Source organism: Streptomyces sp. NPDC000878 (assembly GCF_053599695.1).
In genome coordinates, this window is sequence record NZ_JBSFMT010000052.1 from 13,631 (window position 1) to 29,334 (window position 15,704).

17 protein-coding genes are annotated in these 15,704 nt (G+C 71.4%); 7 read left to right on the forward strand and 10 right to left on the reverse strand.

Translation table 11 applies throughout. The features are described from left to right. The first annotated feature begins 12 nt into the window (after positions 1-12). The gene (locus ACWDR4_RS34220) at positions 13-783 is read left to right on the forward strand and encodes an SDR family NAD(P)-dependent oxidoreductase (protein ID WP_450414173.1); all 771 of its coding nucleotides are present in this window, start codon (positions 13-15) and stop codon (positions 781-783) included. A gap of 79 nt (positions 784-862) precedes the next feature. On the opposite strand, the gene ACWDR4_RS34225 is transcribed toward ACWDR4_RS34220, so the two are convergent. Both ACWDR4_RS34225 and ACWDR4_RS34230 read right to left on the reverse strand, forming a co-directional pair. After that, entirely contained in the window at positions 863-2,158 is a 1,296-nt protein-coding gene (locus tag ACWDR4_RS34225; RefSeq protein WP_450414175.1) for an amidohydrolase family protein, read from the reverse strand. Continuing rightward, on the reverse strand, positions 2,152-3,171 hold the full coding sequence (locus ACWDR4_RS34230; RefSeq protein WP_450414176.1) for a CoA transferase: 1,020 nt from the start codon (positions 3,169-3,171) through the stop codon (positions 2,152-2,154). Before ACWDR4_RS34230 ends, ACWDR4_RS34225 begins: the two co-directional genes overlap by 7 nt. A gap of 49 nt (positions 3,172-3,220) precedes the next feature. Between ACWDR4_RS34230 and ACWDR4_RS34235 the strand changes: the two genes are divergently transcribed. Continuing rightward, positions 3,221-4,174, forward strand: coding sequence for an enoyl-CoA hydratase/isomerase family protein (locus tag ACWDR4_RS34235; protein WP_450414178.1), 954 nt, complete (start codon positions 3,221-3,223; stop codon positions 4,172-4,174). 81 nt (positions 4,175-4,255) lie between these two features. On the opposite strand, the gene ACWDR4_RS34240 is transcribed toward ACWDR4_RS34235, so the two are convergent. From ACWDR4_RS34240 to ACWDR4_RS34265, 6 genes are read right to left on the reverse strand one after another with little or no spacing between them, the layout of a single operon-like run. Continuing rightward, positions 4,256-5,005 carry an enoyl-CoA hydratase-related protein gene (locus tag ACWDR4_RS34240; RefSeq protein ID WP_450414180.1) on the reverse strand — a complete coding sequence of 250 codons (750 nt, stop codon included), beginning with the start codon at positions 5,003-5,005 and terminating at the stop codon, positions 4,256-4,258. Positions 5,006-5,032: 27 nt separating this feature from the next. Next, a complete protein-coding gene (locus ACWDR4_RS34245) occupies positions 5,033-5,344 on the reverse strand; it encodes a hypothetical protein (protein WP_450414182.1) in 312 nt (103 codons plus the stop codon). 51 nt (positions 5,345-5,395) lie between these two features. Further along, positions 5,396-5,758 (reverse strand): hypothetical protein, encoded by a 363-nt coding sequence (locus tag ACWDR4_RS34250; RefSeq protein ID WP_450414183.1) that lies wholly within the window; start codon positions 5,756-5,758, stop codon positions 5,396-5,398. After that, positions 5,755-6,462: an ABC transporter ATP-binding protein gene (locus ACWDR4_RS34255; protein ID WP_450414184.1), complete on the reverse strand. Its 708-nt coding sequence runs from the start codon at positions 6,460-6,462 to the stop codon at positions 5,755-5,757. Before ACWDR4_RS34255 ends, ACWDR4_RS34250 begins: the two co-directional genes overlap by 4 nt. Then, positions 6,459-7,169 (reverse strand): ABC transporter ATP-binding protein, encoded by a 711-nt coding sequence (locus ACWDR4_RS34260; RefSeq protein WP_450414186.1) that lies wholly within the window; start codon positions 7,167-7,169, stop codon positions 6,459-6,461. The genes ACWDR4_RS34255 and ACWDR4_RS34260 overlap by 4 nt, the downstream gene beginning before the upstream one ends. Further along, the gene (locus tag ACWDR4_RS34265) at positions 7,150-9,264 is read right to left on the reverse strand and encodes a branched-chain amino acid ABC transporter permease (RefSeq protein ID WP_450414187.1); all 2,115 of its coding nucleotides are present in this window, start codon (positions 9,262-9,264) and stop codon (positions 7,150-7,152) included. Before ACWDR4_RS34265 ends, ACWDR4_RS34260 begins: the two co-directional genes overlap by 20 nt. A 114-nt stretch (positions 9,265-9,378) precedes the next feature. Between ACWDR4_RS34265 and ACWDR4_RS34270 the strand changes: the two genes are divergently transcribed. Genes ACWDR4_RS34270 through ACWDR4_RS34290 form a run of 5 tightly spaced genes read left to right on the forward strand, consistent with a single transcriptional unit; the run spans position 9,379 to position 13,074 of the window. Then, positions 9,379-9,849, forward strand: coding sequence for a pyridoxamine 5'-phosphate oxidase family protein (locus ACWDR4_RS34270; RefSeq protein ID WP_450414189.1), 471 nt, complete (start codon positions 9,379-9,381; stop codon positions 9,847-9,849). A 56-nt stretch (positions 9,850-9,905) separates the two neighbouring features. Then, positions 9,906-10,325, forward strand: a complete 420-nt coding sequence (locus ACWDR4_RS34275) for a nuclear transport factor 2 family protein (RefSeq protein WP_450414190.1) — start codon at positions 9,906-9,908, stop codon at positions 10,323-10,325. Next, a complete protein-coding gene (locus tag ACWDR4_RS34280) occupies positions 10,322-11,422 on the forward strand; it encodes an acyl-CoA dehydrogenase family protein (RefSeq protein ID WP_450414191.1) in 1,101 nt (366 codons plus the stop codon). Before ACWDR4_RS34275 ends, ACWDR4_RS34280 begins: the two co-directional genes overlap by 4 nt. 2 nt (positions 11,423-11,424) lie before the next feature. Then, positions 11,425-12,213: an acyl-CoA dehydrogenase family protein gene (locus tag ACWDR4_RS34285; protein ID WP_450414193.1), complete on the forward strand. Its 789-nt coding sequence runs from the start codon at positions 11,425-11,427 to the stop codon at positions 12,211-12,213. Positions 12,214-12,267: 54 nt separating this feature from the next. Continuing rightward, entirely contained in the window at positions 12,268-13,074 is an 807-nt protein-coding gene (locus tag ACWDR4_RS34290; protein ID WP_450414194.1) for an acyl-CoA thioesterase, read from the forward strand. Positions 13,075-13,090: 16 nt separating this feature from the next. Here the strand turns inward: ACWDR4_RS34290 and ACWDR4_RS34295 are convergent, their stop codons facing one another. Continuing rightward, positions 13,091-14,236 (reverse strand): thiolase family protein, encoded by a 1,146-nt coding sequence (locus tag ACWDR4_RS34295; protein ID WP_450414196.1) that lies wholly within the window; start codon positions 14,234-14,236, stop codon positions 13,091-13,093. After that, positions 14,229-15,659: a class I adenylate-forming enzyme family protein gene (locus tag ACWDR4_RS34300; protein ID WP_450414269.1), complete on the reverse strand. Its 1,431-nt coding sequence runs from the start codon at positions 15,657-15,659 to the stop codon at positions 14,229-14,231. The genes ACWDR4_RS34295 and ACWDR4_RS34300 overlap by 8 nt, the downstream gene beginning before the upstream one ends. Positions 15,660-15,704 lie beyond the last annotated feature (45 nt).

Genomic DNA, 15,704 nt, shown 5'->3' on the forward strand with positions numbered 1-15,704 from the left:
TCGGAGTTCGGGATGGCGGATTTCGAGGGGCGGACGGGCGCCGCGTTCGTCGCCGGTGGTACCGGGGGCATCGGTGCGGAGATCGTCCGGATGCTGGCTCAGCGGGGCAGTGACGTGGCGTTCACGTATCGCGCCAACGAGACCGCGGCCGAGGCGATCGCCGGTGAGGTGAAGGCGTACGGGCGCCAAGTCCTGTCCCTGCGGCTGGACTTGGGGGACGAGTTGGCGACGGCGGAGGCGGTGGCCGGGGTCGGCGAGGCGTTCGGAGGGCTGCACACGGTCGTGTACGCGGCCGGTCCACACGTACCGATGAGGCATCTCAGCAGGGTGAAGCCGAGCGAGTACCGTGCCCAACTCGACGCGGACGCGGGGGCGTTCTTCAACCTGGTCCATCCCGCGCTGCCGAGACTGCGGGAGACCCGGGGCAGCATCGTGGCCGTGACGACGGTCGCAACCCGCCGCTTCCCGGTCCGGGACGGGCTGTCCTCGGGCACCAAAGGGGCCGTCGAGGCGGTCGCCCGGGCGCTCGCGGCGGAGGAGGGGCGGTACGGGGTCCGGGTCAACTGCGTTGCGCCCGGGATGCTCAACGACGGGATCGCCGCCCGTCTGATCGCCACCGGGGAACTGGACGAGGCGGCTCTTGCGATCACCCGGCGCAATATTCCGCTGCGGCGGTTCGGGGCTGCGACGGATATCGCGGAGGCTGTGGCGTTCCTCGCCTCGGAGCGGGCGGGGTTCATTACGGGGCAGGCGCTGGGGGTGGATGGCGGGTACAGCGTCTGAGTGGTCCGCTGGAAGTGCCGCGAGGTGTTGTCAGTTCGCTGCGGCGCCGTCGTGGCTGGTCGCGCAGTTCCCCGCGCCCCTATCGGGCTTCGCCCTCCCCGGGGGCGGTGATACGTCGGCCGTCCACGAACGCCGCCCGTACGGTCTGGGCGGAGAGTACGTCCAGTGCCTCCCGCAGGGGTACGTGGAGCAGGCACAGGTCGGCGGGCGCTCCGGCCGTCAATCGCCGTAGCCTGGCCGGGTGTTGGGGCTCCCCGGTGAAGAGGTTCAGTGCCGCTTCCGGGGTCAGGGATTCTTCCCCGGAGCGTTCGACGGTGGCCCGCATGACCGCCCAGGGGTCGTGGGTTCCGTACGGGGCATCGGTGCCGGCCGCGAGGGGGATGCCCGCGTCGGCCAGGGAGCGGCAGCGGTAGAGGTGGGGGCGGTCGTCGGGGTCCACGTCGGTGGCGTAGGCGTGGCCGCGTTCGGCGGGGAAGTGCGGCTGGGTCACGACCGTCACGCCGAGGTGCTCGATCCAGGGGATCGTCTCGGCCGGGACGACGGACGCGTGCTCGATGCGGTCGCCGTCGACCGGGCCGGCCTCGTCCAGGGCGAGGAGGGTCACCAGCAACTGCACCCGGGTCACGCAGTGGACGGCGACCGGGCGTGGTCTCAACGAGGCGATCCTGGCGGCGAGTTCGGCTGGGGTGGGCAGGGTGGCGTCGTCGAGCAGCAGCTTCACGGGCGCGTCGACGGTCATGACGAGCAGCCGTTGCGGCAGCACCGACAGCAGGTCGAGGAGGCCGTCCGCCGGATGCGGATCGGCGTTGGTGAACCCCGTGACGCCGAGCGCCGCCGCCCTGCGCCCCACGCCCTCCAGGTCCAGCCGCACCGGCGGTACGAAGCCACGCAGCCGTTCGTCCTCCCGCCAGAACCGCCCGTCGCTCGCCTCCTTCTCCGCTTCCGTTTCCAGTCCCGCCGCCCGTAGCGCGGCACTGTTCCACACCCACAGCGCGCCGGTCCGGTGCTGGACGCGGACCGGGCGGTCCGGTGCGAGGGTGTCGAGGACCCGTCGGTCGAGTTCGCCCGCGACGCTCTCGTGGTAGCCGACGGCCCGTACCCAGCCCGTGGGCGCCCCGCCGCGCAGCGCGGCGGCGAGTCCGTCCCGGCCGGTGACGTCCGCCGGGCCGACCCGGACGGACGCGGCGTCGGCGGCCAGCGCCGCGAGGTGTACGTGGTGGTCGTGGAGGCCGGGCAGCAGGGCGCCGCCGTGTCCGTCGAGGTCGTCGGGCTCGTCTCTTCCGTCCAGCCGCTGTCCGATCTCCGTGATGCGCCCGCCCCGGATGCGTACGTCCGTCCGGCCCGCGCCCTGGACTTCCACGTTTCTGATCAGCACGGCGGCGGAACCAGGGAGGCGGCGCAGGCCGACATGGAGAGGCTCAGCAGCTCCCCGCCTCCGGTGGCGAGGGAGTGGGCCGTGGCGTGGGCGGCGTAGATGCCGGTGACCGGGTCGGCGAGCGCGTCGCCCAGGAAGACGGGGTCGCCGTGTGCGTCCAGGCCGGTGAGGCCGCCCGCGACGGCGGCGTCGTCGCCGAACGCGATGCGGTCGTCGTCCCTGCCGTACCCGGTGATGCTGACCCAGACCCGGCCCGGACGGGCGGCGAGGAACTCCTCCGCGTGGACCCCGAGCCTGCGCAGCGCCCGTGCCCGGGACGCCTCGATGACGACATCGGCCCCGGCGACCACCTCGGCGAGCGCGCCGGAGGCGAAGTCCAGCACGAGGCTGTCGTGGCCGTCGTGCAGCCAGCGGTAGAAGGCGGGGGATCCGGCGCGGGCGCCGTCCGGCCGGGTCGTGCTCTCCACCTTCACCACCTGGGCGCCCGCCAGGCCGAGGAGGCGTGCGCAGAGGGGGCCGGCCCAGAGGGCGGACAGGTCGACGATACGGAGGGTGCGTGGATCGCGTACGTGACGCTCGCCGAGGCGCTCGGCCCGTACGGGGGGCGGCCCGCTCGCGGAGGCGTGCTCGGCCGCCGCGATCCCGAGGAGTTGTGCTCTCGCCGCCACTTCGGCGGCCGTCGACCGTTTGGCCGCCTCGGGGAGCAGTTCGCCTTCCGATCCGGACAGGAGTGCGACGAGAGCCGGTACGGCTGCCAGGTCGTCGGGGCGGGCGAGGTTCACGGCGGTCCAGCCGTCGGCGGCTTCGAGGAGGTGGCAGGAGCCGCCGGCCGAGGTCCGGCCCGGGAGGGCGTGGCCCATCAGCTGGGCGCGGAGGAACAGGGCCGTGGGCAGGTCGACGGGCACGCCCGTGAGAGCGGTGAACTCCTTCGCGAGCGAGGCCAGCGGAGGCAGATACGGCTCGACCGACTCCATCCACGGCCCCACCCGCGCGGCGAGAGCGTCATTCTCCAATGGTCAAACGCCCTTCTCTTCCGAGGTGGCCCCAAATTACACTCCGCCCGTGACCTTGGACTCCCCCTTCGTCCTCGTCGACCTCGACCGTGCACCGCATTCCGGCCTCGGCCTGGGTACGGCGGGAGTGAGCGGGCGGGTCCTCGTGGGAGTCGCGGAGAAGCCTGTTGAGGCCGACGGTGACTTCGACGTCCTCCTCAGCGCCGACCCTGATCCGCCGCGCCCCTGGGTGAGTTGCGCCGACCCGTACGCCACGGCCCGGCGGCTGGCGGAGATCGTCGCGGAGCGTCCCGCCGCCTCCGTCGCCCTGATGCAGGTGCTGCGGATGGGGCCGGCGCTGGCACCGGCCGACCGTCTCGTGGCCGAGTCGCTCGCCTACTCGACGCTCCAGGGGTCGGCCGTCTTTCGCGCCTGGCTGGACTCGGCGCCCGCTCGTACGCCGCGTCCCTCCCCCGCGCCGGTACGGCTGAGCCGGGACGGTGACCGGCTCGCCATCACCCTCGACCGGCCGCAGGCCCGCAACGCGATGGACGCGGGTACGCGGGACGCCTTGTGCGAGGCGCTGGAGGTCGCTGTTCTCGACCCGTCGATCACCCGGGTCGACCTGTACGGCAACGGGCCGGCCTTCTGCGCCGGCGGGGACCTCAGCGAGTTCGGCACGGCCAGGGATCCCGCGCAGGCGCATCTGGTGCGCGTGCAGCGGAGTCCGGCGGCGCTGCTTCAGCGGTGCGGGGAGCGCGTGATCGCGCATTTGCATGGGGCGTGTGTTGGGGCGGGGATCGAGTTGACGGCGTTCGCGGGGCGGGTGGTGGCTACGCCGGACACGGTGATTCGGTTGCCCGAGGTGGGGATGGGGCTGATTCCGGGGGCGGGGGGTACGGCGAGTCTGCCGCTGCGGGTTGGGCGGGAGCGTACGGCGTATTTGGCGTTGTCGGGGGTGGGGTTGAGTGTTGGGGAGGCGCTTCGGTGGGGGTTGGTCGACGAAGTCGTTGAGGGTGAGTAGCGCTCCGGGGGAGGGTTGTATTGAGGCTGCGGGCCCACTGTGGCTGGTCGCGCAGTTCCCCGCGCCCCTATCGGGGCGCCTTCACTCACCCGTCCATACCGGTGCCCTTCGTTCCGCGAACGCCCTTGCCCCCTCTGTCGCGTCCGCGCTGCGGAACACCGACTCGATCTCGGCCGGTTCGGCCCAACGGCGTTCTCGCATCAGTTTCTTGGTCATGGTGACGCCCAACGGGCCGTTCTCCGCGATCCGTTCGGCGAGGGCCAGTGCCTCCGTGCGGACGGTGTCGGCCGGGACGACGCGGTTCACCAGGCCGATCTCCCGGGCCCTGGCCGCCGTGACCAGCTCGCCGGTGAGGCCCATCTCCAGGGCGACGGCTAGGGGGATGCGGTCGGCGAGGGTGGTGGCGCCGCCTGCCGCGAAGAGGCCGCGTTTGACCTCGGCGATGCCGAGGGACGCGGTGTCGGCGGCGACCACCAGGTCGCAGGCCAGGGCCAGTTCGAAGCCGCCGGCCACCGCCGATCCGTTGAGGGCCGCGATCACCGGGGTGGCCACGCCGTCTCGGTAGAACCAGCTCAGGCCGTCGAAGCGGGCGCCTCGTGCGAACGCCTTCAGGTCCATGCCGGCGCAGAAGACCGGGCCCGCCCCCGTGAGGACGATCGCCCGCACCGCCGGGTCGGCGTCCGCCTCCTTCAGGACTGCGGACAGATCGTGAAGAAGCTCTGGGTTCAGGGCGTTTCGTGCCTCGGGCCGGTTCATCGTGGCCACGAGGACGTTGCCCACCCGTTCGGTGAGGACCAAGTCGTCATGGTCGTCCTGGTCGTCCTGCGGCATGGCAACTCCCATCGGGTTCAGGTCGGTTCAGTCGGACGCGGGCAGCGGCTTGGCCGCCTTGATGGTCATCGGGGTGCCGTCGCAGGCCAGTTCGCCCGCTCCGGAGGCGGTGCAGAGGAGTTCGAGAGTGCCCGTGGCGTCCACGTACCGCTTGCCGATGACCGTTCCCGAGCCGGGGTCCTTGACCTGCGGTGCGGAGGCGGCCGGCGCCATGGGCGCGCCCGCGCAGGTGAGTTGGGGCTGGGCGTCGGCGGGGGCCCGGATCACGACCACGCGGGTGCCGCAGGCGGTGCTGGCGAGCTGGTCGCCGGGGCGCAGTGTCGTTGCCGGAGTGGTCATGGCCGAGGTCCCTTTCGAGCAGGTGGTCGGGGCGTGGGGATGGGCGCGGGGTCACTCCGGGTCGTGGAGCCGCTCCGGGTCGCGCAGTCGCTCTGCGAGGAGGCTGACGTCGTACGACTGGCGGGCCATCCAGAACCGCAGGAACCCGGTGAGTGAGTAGCGCAGGAAGAGCGCCGAGCCGACCACTCCGGCGGCGATTCCGGCTATGCCGAGAGCGAGGCCGTCGTTCTGGACGAGGGGGTCGAGGGTGTTGTGGGTGACCAGGTAGCCGGAGGCGCCGAGGATCACACCGAGGGCCATCAGGGTGCCGCCGAGGCGCAGCCAGAGGGTGGAGCGGGCGGCGGCGGGGTCGGGGATCTTCAGTTCTGTCAGTTCGCGGACGAAGCGGTCCGCACGTGGCTCGGTGGATGTCATGCGGAACTCCCGAGGTAGAGGGCGGACAGTTCGGCGCGCAACCCGTCGTCGGGGTGGCCCTGTCGTTGGACCTTGCCGCGGACGAGTACGGCGGCGCGGTCGGCGATGTCGAGTACGGCGGCGGCGAACTGCTCGACGACCAGGACGGCCACGCCCTGCCGGGCGATCTCGGCGACCTGTTCGTAGAGGCGGGCGACCACCAACGGGGCGAGTCCCATGGAGAGTTCGTCGAGGAGGAGGACGGCCGGGTCGGTGGCGAGGCCTCGTGCGAGGGCGAGCATCTGCTGTTCGCCGCCGGACATGGTGCCGGCCGGCTGGGAGGCGCGCCGGGCGAGAGCGGGGAAGCGGGTGTACGCGATCTCCTCGATCTCGGCGCGGGTGCGGCCGGTGTACGTCATCATCATGAGGTTGTCGCGCACCGAGAGGTTGGGGAACACCCCGCGCCCCTCGGGGATCAGGCAGACTCCGGCGCGGGCCAGGTCGCGCGGGTCTGCCCCCGTCATGTCCCGTCCGCCGAGCAGGAGTTGGCCGGACTCGGCCGGGTGGACGCCCGCCGCGATCCTCAACGTGGTCGTCTTTCCTGCGCCGTTGGGGCCGAGCAGCGCCACCACCTCGCCGGCGGCGACGCTCAGATCGACTCCGTGCAGGACGGTGATCCGTTCGTGGGCGGCGCGGATGCCGCGCAGTTCGAGTAGCGCGTTCACGCGTCCCCCAGGTAGGCGGCAAGGACCGTCTCGTCGTTGCGGATCACCTCGGGCGGGCCGACGGCGATGACCTTCCCGAGGTCGAGGACGTACACGTCGTCGCACACGCTCATGACGAGGCTCATGTCGTGTTCGACGAGGACGACGGCGGTGCCGTCGTCGGCGAGGGAGCGCAGGAGGGCGGCGAAGCGTTCGGTCTCCTCGGCGTCCTGTCCGGCGGCCGGTTCGTCGAGGAGGAGCACCTTGGGGCGCAGGGCGAGCGCCCGGCCGACCTCGACGAGGCGGCCGACGCCGGTGGGGAGGGTGTCGGGGGCGGTGTCGGCGATGCCCGCAAGACCGAGGCGGTCGAGGATCTCCTTGACCACGGCGAGTGCGCGCGGCCGTTCGGGGCCGAGTTCGGCGGCGACGAGCAGGTTGTCGTGGACGCTGAGCCGGCCGAACAGCTCAAGCCGCTGGAAGGTACGGGCGAGTCCGCAGTGGGCGCGGGCTGAGGGCCGCATCCGGGTGACGTCCCGGTCGTCGAGGAAGACCCGCCCCGACGACGGTCTGCGCAGCCCGGACGCGACGTCGAACAGGGTGCTTTTTCCTGCCCCGTTGGGCCCGATGAGCCCGGTGATCCGGCCGGGCTCGGCGGTCATGCCGACCCCGTCCAGGGCCCGGTTCCCGCCGAAGGCGACCGTCACTCCACTAACTCGCAGCGACGCCACGGGCCAGCACCTCCCCGTCCTCCGGGCGCCAGTCACGCCGTACGCCCCACCACTCGACCGGAATCTCCGGCTCGGCCACCGGGGCCTGCCGGACGCTCGCCCATGTCCGTAGTGCCACCGCCACGACGAGGGCTCCGCCGAGGAAGGTCCAGCCGTTGATGACGTCACCGAGGCGCAGCAGCCAGGCCGTTGCCAGCCAGGCGACGAGCGCGGTGAGGGCGACGCGGTCGCGGCCGAGCGGCTCCCACTGGCTCCGGAAGTGGGCCGCGATGCCGTCGGGGTTCTTGCCGAGGCCCATGCCCGCGAGGGCCGGCAGCAGGGCGACCGGGTTCTGCAGCGAAGGCGCGACGGCGACCAGGGCGTTGGTCGGCCCGATGAGTGCCGTACCGGTGAACAGGCCGTTGCCGACCGCGCCGAGGCCGCCGATCACCGCGACCAGGAAGATCGGCAGCCCGGCGACGAGGTTGAACTGGTCGGGGGTGATGGCCCGTTGCTGCATTCCGTAGAGCGCGCCGCCGAGGCCCGCGATGCCCGAGGCCAGCGAGAACACCAGCACCTTGGCGATGAGGAGGTTGCCCCCGAGGGTGGCGTACGCGGCCTCGCTGTCGCGCAGGGCGATCAGCCGCCGCCCGAACCGGCCCCGGCGCAGCGCCGCCACGCCGATCGAGGCGAGGGCGAGACAGACCGCGGCGAGCACCATCAACTCCTCCCCGCTGTCCAGCCGTAGCCCGAACAGCGAGGGTCCGGTCACTTCCACCGAGCCCTGGTCGAACAGCACGACCTCGACGCCGAAGACATGGAAGGCGGGGAGGGTGAAGATCCAGCGGTCGAGTACGACGGCGAACGCGGCGGTCCCCAACGCCAGATACACACCGGACAGCCGCAACGCGGGCAGCGCGATCAGCGCCCCGGCCACCGCCGCGACCAGCACCGCGAGGCCGAGCGCCCACAACTGGCCGTGCACGCCGAAGTGCGCCCACACGACCGCGCCGATCCCGGCCATGCTCAGCTGGCACAGGGAGATCTGGCCCGCGTAACCGGCAAGCGGGACGTACGAGAGTGCCACCACGCCGAGCGAGAAGATCGGCCCGTACGTGATGAGGTCGGCCTCGCCGAGCATCGACGCCAGGACGACGCCGAAGGCGATGGTGGCGGCGGCGAACACCAGTGTGCCGCGTGCCGTCGGCACCGGGACCGGGGCCAGCCGTCGGTCGCGTCCGCGCAGCCGCCGGTGCGGGAACACCAGCAGGGCGATGAACAGGAGCAGGGCGGGGGCGGCGAGGCGCAGTCCGGGCAGGTAGTCGTTCTGCGGCAGATAGCCGGTGAGATAGCTCTCCGTGCAGCCGATGACGACAGCGCCGATGAAGGTGAGCGGCACGCTGCGCAGCCGGCCGAAGACGGCTGCGGTGTAGGCGCTGACGATCAGGAGGGAGAGCTGAGCGGCGTCCAGAGTGACGGTCGGCGCGATCAGGATGCCTCCGAGCGCGGCGAGTTGAGTGCCCAGAATCCAGGCGGCCTTGTTGGCCCGTACGGGATCTGCGCCCGTGAGCCCGACGAGCGCGCGGTCGTCGACGGTGGCACGCATCTCGGCACCGGCGCGGGTGCGGTAGAGCAGAATCCGCAGTCCGGCGGCGACCACGAGGGCCACGCCCATGGTGATGGCCTGGTGCCAGGTGACGGCGGCCGGGCCGATATGGAAGGGGGCCCGGTCGTCGAAGAAGGCCGGCAGGGGCCGGGCCACGTTCGGGTCCCAGATCCAGCGCGCTACACCAATGAGGCCACTCAATAGTGCGACGGTCATCACCAGTCGTTCCGCTTCCCCCAGCGCCTGGACGGGCCGCAAGATGAAGCGTTCGACAAGGAGACCGAACGCCGGGGCGAGCAGAAGCAGGACGACAACCAGTGCGAGCGGAACCGGCCAGCCCCAGCCGACGGTGAGCTGCCAGTAGGTGAACGCCGAGAGCATGCCCGCGGCGCCATGGGCGAAGTTGAAGACGCCGGTGGTGGTGTAGGTGAGCACGAGACCGCTGCCGATGACCGCGTAGATCGCGGCGGTGCTCAGACCGACGATGCCGAAGGTGAGGAACTGGTCCATGACGCGCCGTCACTCGATGTCGGGGTAGGCCGACTGAGTGTCCCCCTCTCTAAAGCTGGAAACTAGCTTCTCACTTAGAGAGAATCAACCATTCGGACAATGCTGGGAGAAACGATGACCGGACAGCGCAGGGGAACCGCCATCGCCATGACGGAGTCGGAACGGGACGCGTTTCTGCGCGCCCAGCCCGTGTGCCGGGTGGCGACGGTCGGGGCGGGCGGACACCCCCATGCCAGTGCCCTGTGGTTCGTGTGGGACGGGACGGCCCTGTGGTTGAACTCGCTGGTCCGCAGCCAGCGTTGGACCGACCTCGACCGCGACCCGAGGCTCAGCGTGATCGTCGACGACGGAGGCGCCGACTTCATGCAGCTGCGGGGCGTGGAGCTGAAGGGCAGCGTTCAAATGGTCGGCGAGACGCCGCGGAAGGGGGCACCCGTGGATGAACTCCGGGAGCCGGAACGACTGTTCGCGGACAAGTACGCGGGCGGCAAGGACTTCCCGTACGACGGGCGGCACGCATGGCTGCGGGTGGCTGCGGAGAAGGTGGTGAGCTGGGACTTCTCGAAGCTGCGGAAGGACCGTTGACGCCCTGACGGCCCCCGTGAGAACCTTCCGCTCCCTATTAGAGAATGGAATTCTCAATGTCCACTGACGACCTGATGGAGATCCAGCAGCTGCTGGCCCGGTACGCGGTGTACATCACCCAGGGCGACCTGGACGGAGTGCTCGCGGTCTTCACCCCCGACGGGACCTACAGCGCCTTCGGAGACACCTACGCCCTCGACGAGTTCCCGGCGCTGGTCGCGGCGGCCCCCAAGGGGCTCTTCCTCACGGGGACCGCCGTGGTCGAGCCGGGCGCGGACCAGGACTCCGCGTCCGGCACCCAGCCCCTGTGCTTCGTCGACCACTCCACCCACGACCTGCGCATCGGCTACTACAACGACACGTACACGCGGACCGCCGAGGGCTGGCGGCTGCGCACCCGGGCCATGACGTTCATCCGCCGCAGCGGCGCGCACGACTCGGGCCGCCCGCACGCCTACCAGCGCCCGGGGACATGAACGTCACCGAGTTCCGCGCGGACCTGCGGCGCTGGCTCGACACGAACGATCTCTCCCCCGGCCCCGACGACTCGCTCGACGCGCAGGTCGCGCAGCTCGCCCGGGTACGGCGCGCGCTGTACGAGGCGGGGTGGATGCGGTACGGATGGCCCGCCGAGGTGAGGGGGCTAGGCGGGCCCGCCGTACTGCGCGCGGTGCTCGGCGAGGAGGTCGCCACCCGGGGCCTGGCCGAGCCCGGGATCTACTCCATGGTCGAGGTCCTGGCCCCGACCATGATCTCGTACGCGCGTCCGGAACTGGCCGCCGAGATGGTCCCCCTGCTGCTCGGCGGGCGGGAACAGTGGTGCCAGGGCTTCTCCGAACCCGGCTCCGGCAGCGATCTCGCCTCGCTCACCACCAGGGCCGTCCCCCGGGGCGACGACTGGGTGGTGACCGGCCAGAAGGTGTGGACGAGCCTCGCCCAGTACGCCGCCCGCTGCGTCCTGCTCACCCGCACAGCCCCCGGACACGCGGGCATCACCGCGTTCTTCGTCGACATGGACACCCCGGGGATCGCCGTCCGGCCGCTGCGCACGATGCACGGTGTGGACGAGTTCGCGGAGGTGTTCTTCGACGACGCCATCGTCCCCGGCGACCGGATGCTGGGCCGCCCGGGCGACGGCTGGCAGCTGGCGATGGACCTGCTCCCGCACGAGCGCTCGACGTGCTTCTGGCACCGGATCGCCCATCTCTACACGCGACTTGACCGCCTACTGGAACAGAGGCCCGCGGCCGACTCCGCCCAGGACGACGACGCCCTCGGCGCCGCCTACCTCGCCCTGCACACCGCCCGCTGCCGCTCCCACACGACACAGCGGCGCCTGGCGGAGGGCGAGCACCTTGGCCCGGAAACCTCCGTCGACAAGGTCCTGCTGGCCACGGCGGAGCAACAACTCTTCGACACCGTACGGGACTTGCTGCCCGGTGTGCTGGAGCTGACGGAGACGCCGTGGCGGTCGGAGTACCTGTACTCACGCGCGGCGACCATCTACGGCGGTACCGCCGAGATCCAGCGGAACATCATCGCGCGCCGGTTGCTGAACCTGGGGAGGGAGTAGCCGTGGACGCCGCCGAACGGGACCTGCTGGCCGAGACGCTCCGCAAAACCATGGCGACGGCGACGGGCCCGGCGCTCGACTCCGCACTGACCGACCTCGGTTGGGCCGACCTGTTGGTGGAGGCGCCCGAGGTCGCGGTCCCGCTCGTGTTCCGACTGCTCGGTGAGACAGGCGACCACGCCTCACTCCTCAACGACGTGGTGCTGCACGCGGCCGGCCGACCACTCGGGGGCACGTTGCCGTTGCCGTACACGGGCGGCTCGTGGGTGGTGTGGGAGCGCGGGGAGAGTGGGACGCCGGGTGTCTCTCTCGACGGTGAACTGCCGTTGCGGGTCAGCCCTGTTGGGGAGCCGATTCCGCTCGCTGCGGGTCGGCGGGCGCTCGGCTGGTGGCTGCTGGGCAGCGGGCGGGCAATGCTCGCGCTGGCCCGGACGCATGTGCTGGACCGGACCCAGTTCGGCCGGCCCCTCGCCTCCTTCCAGGCGGTACGGCATCGGCTCGCGGAGACGCTGGTCGCGCTGGACGGCGCAGAGGCGACCCTCGTGGCCGCCGACGACGACCTCGGTTCGCTGCTCGCCAAGGCTGCCGCAGGGCGGGCGGCGCTGACGGCGGCCCGGCACTGCCAGCAGGTCCTGGGCGGGATCGGCTTCACCGCCGAACACGATCTGCACCGGCATGTCCGACGGGCACTCGTACTGGACGGACTGCTCGGCAGCGCACGGGAGTTGACGCGCGAGGCAGGGGCGCTCGTACGGGAGGGGCGGTCGGCTCCTCGGCTGGTGCAGCTCTGACAGTCCCTTCCTGGTCAAGGACTGGCAGTCCATTTCTCACATCTGGGAGCCCCTGTGACGGATCTCTGGAGTGACCTGCTCGCGTGCCTCGAACTCCGCCCCGCTGAAGAGGACTTGGCGTTCGAGGGGGCCAACCAACACCTCGGCTATCACCGGCTGTTCGGCGGGCAGTTGCTCGCCCAGTTCGTGCGGGCGGCCTCGCTCGCCTGCCCCGACAAGGCGGTGAAGTCCGTACACGCCCTCTTCGCGCGCGCGGGACGGCCCGACGAGCCCGTCCGCTACAAGGTGACGCGCCATCACGAGGGCTCCACCTTCGCCACGTTGGGGATCGTCGCCCGGCAGTCACTCGGGGTCATGGCCACCGCCTCGGTGTCGATGCACGTGCCCGAGGACGGCCCCGACCACCAGACACCGTTCCACGTCCCCGCCGTACCCGGCGAGGAGCACTCGGTGGACCTGGATCTGCTGCCCTGGGACACCCGCGCGGTCACCGACCTGGACACCCCGAAGTCGGAGGCGCCGGAGTACGAACTCTGGATGCGCACCCCGGCCGTCGCGCACGAACTGGCCCCGGCCCTCACGGCGTACGCCACCGATCTGAGCCTCATCGGGACCGCGCTGCGCCAGGTCGAAGGGGTCGGTCAGCACGACGCGAACAAGGTGTTCACCTCGGCCGTGACGGCACACACCGTGCGCTTCCACCGGCCCTTCCGGACGGACTCCTGGCTGCTCCTGCGCCAGCACAGCCCCCTTGTGGCGCACGGCCGTTGCTATGGCCGAGGTGACGTCCTCACCGAAGAGGGCACCCTGGTCGCCTCGTACGCCCAGGAAGCCCTGCTCCGTTTCAAGGGAATCGAATAGCTGACGGTTCGTCAATTCATGGCGCGGGTACCTCGATCACCGTCGCCGAGCCCATCCCCCCGCCCGCGCACATCGCGGCGACGCCGATCCCACCGCCGCGTCGACGCAGTTCGTGCACGAGGGTGACCAGCATGCGGGCGCCCGTGGCGGCGACCGGGTGGCCGAGCGAGCAGCCGCTGCCGTTCACGTTGACGTGGTCCGGGTCGAGGCCGAGCTGTTTGACGGCGGCCACGGGGACGACGGCGAAGGCCTCGTTGATCTCGTAGAGGTCGACGTCGGAGAGCGAAAGCCCGGCGCGTTTCAGGGCCTTGGGGATCGCGGTCACCGGGGCGAGGCCCATGTCGGCGGGGTCGACGCCCACGGACGCCCACGCCCGGACCGTACCGAGCACCGGGAGGCCGAGGCGGTCACTGGCGATGACCAGGGCCGCCGCGCCGTCGTTCGCGCCGCCCGCGTTGCCGGCCGTGATGCTGAAGCCCTCGATCTCCGGGTGGAGCGGCTTGAGCGCGGCCAGTCTCTCCGCGCTGGTGCTGCGGCGCGGGTGCTCGTCGACGGAGAACAGGCCGTACGGGGTGTCGATCGGGACGAGTTCGGCGTCGAAGCGGCCCTCGTCGATGGCGCGTACGGCGTTCCGGTGCGAGCGCAGCGCCCAGTCGTCCATCTCGGCGCGGCCGATACCCGCCCGGACGGCCGTGTTCCAGCCGACGGTGATCGACATGTCGGTGTTGGGGGCGTCCGGCCGGGCGGGGTGGGTCGGTGACATCCAGGGTTCCCACTCGCCGTCGACCTTGGTCACCGAACGCGGGGACGTGGAGGCCGAGTTGACGCCTCCGGCGATGACGAGTTCGTCCATGCCGGCGCGGATGCTCGCCGCGGCGCTCTGCACGGCGGCCTGCCCGGCGGCGCAGTGCCGGTTGTGGGCGAGCCCGGGGACCCAGGTGAGACCGGTGGTCACGGCCGCGTGCCGGGCGATGACTCCGCCGCCGTACAGGCCCTCGCCGAGGACGATGTCGTCGATGAGGGATGTGTCCAGGCCCTCCGTGGCGGCTGCCGCGGCGACGATGTGGTGGGCGAGGTCGAAGGCCGTGGTGTCGCGCAGGGTGCCCTTGAAGGCGGTGCCGACGGGAGTGCGCAGGGCGGACACGATGACTGCTTCAGGCATGGGTGGTCTCCAGGTCGGCGAGCAGGGTGCGGCGCAGCAGCTTTCCGGTGTCGGTCCTCGGCAGTTCGGCGCGGAAGACGACGGTGTCGGGCGTCTTGGCGGAGCGCAGACGCTCCCTGACCCAGGCGCGGATCTCGTCCGGGTCGCCCTCCCCGACGAGCACGGCGACGATCCGCTGCCCCCACTCCGGATCGGGCAGCCCGATCACCGCCGCCTCGACGATGCCGGGATGGGCGAGGAGTACGTCCTCGATCTCGGCCGGGGCGATGTTCTCGCCGCCTCGGATGATGGTGTCGTCGGCACGCCCCTCGATGAACAGATAACCGTCGGCGTCGAGGCGTCCCCGGTCCCGGGTGGCGAACCAGCCGTCGCCGTCGAGCGCGTCGGGGCGACCGCCGTATTCGCCGGAGATCTGCTCGCCGCGCACGAACACCAGCCCGGTGCACCCGACTTGAACCGGCAAGTCTCCCTCCTCTCTGCGGATCTGGATCTCGACGCCGGGCAGTGCCCGCCCCACCGATCCGAGCCGGTCGCGCACCGCCGGTTCGTCTGAGACGAGTGCCTCTCGGTGGTCGTCGGGGCCGAGTACGGCGATCGAGGACGCCGTCTCGGTGAGGCCGTACGCGTTCACGAACCCGGTGTCCGGGAAGGCTCGCAGCGCCCGTTCGACGACGGGTCGCGGGGTGCGGGCGCCGCCGTACGCGAGGCTGCGCAGGGTCGGTGTCCCGGCGGTGGCGCCGTCGGGGACCTCGGCGACGATCCGGGCCAGCATCGTCGGGACGACCAGCGCGTGGGTGACGCGCTCGCGTCGGACGGTGGCCAGCCAGTCGGGCGCGTCGAAGGCGGGCTGGTACACGATCCGGCGTCCGGAGTAGAGGTTCGTGAGCAGGTTCATCAGACCGGCCACGTGGTACGGGGGCACCGCCACCAGGGTCGCGGCGTCGGGCTCGGCCGAACCGAACTCCTGGGTGTTGAACACGTAGGCAAGGAGGTGGCGTTGGCGCAGGAGGGCGGCCTTCGGCTCGGCCGTCGTACCGCTGGTGTAGAGCACGACGGCGACGGCGTCCTGGTCCTGAGGAGCCGGTTCGCCGACCCCCTGCGGCACCGGTCCGGCTTCGAGGAGTACGTCGAGGTCGGCGGGGCGCAGAACCAGTGCTCCCGGGTGATGGTCGACCAGCCGGGCCAACTGGTGTTCTCCGAGGCGGTAGTTGAGGGGGATGAAGGGGATCCCCGCCAGGGCCGCGCCGAACAGGGCGACGGGGTAGGCGACATGGTTGGTGCCCAGATACAACACGGCCGAACGGCGCCGGAAGCCGTGCGCGGCGGCCCGGGCGCGGTCCAGCAACTCCGAGGCGGTCAGGGAACGGTCGTCCGCCGTCACCACCACCCGGTCTCCGGCCGAGGTAGCCATCTCCAGAATCATGGTTATATTCATGAGAACGCTATTCTCATCTCACTAGAGCCCTGC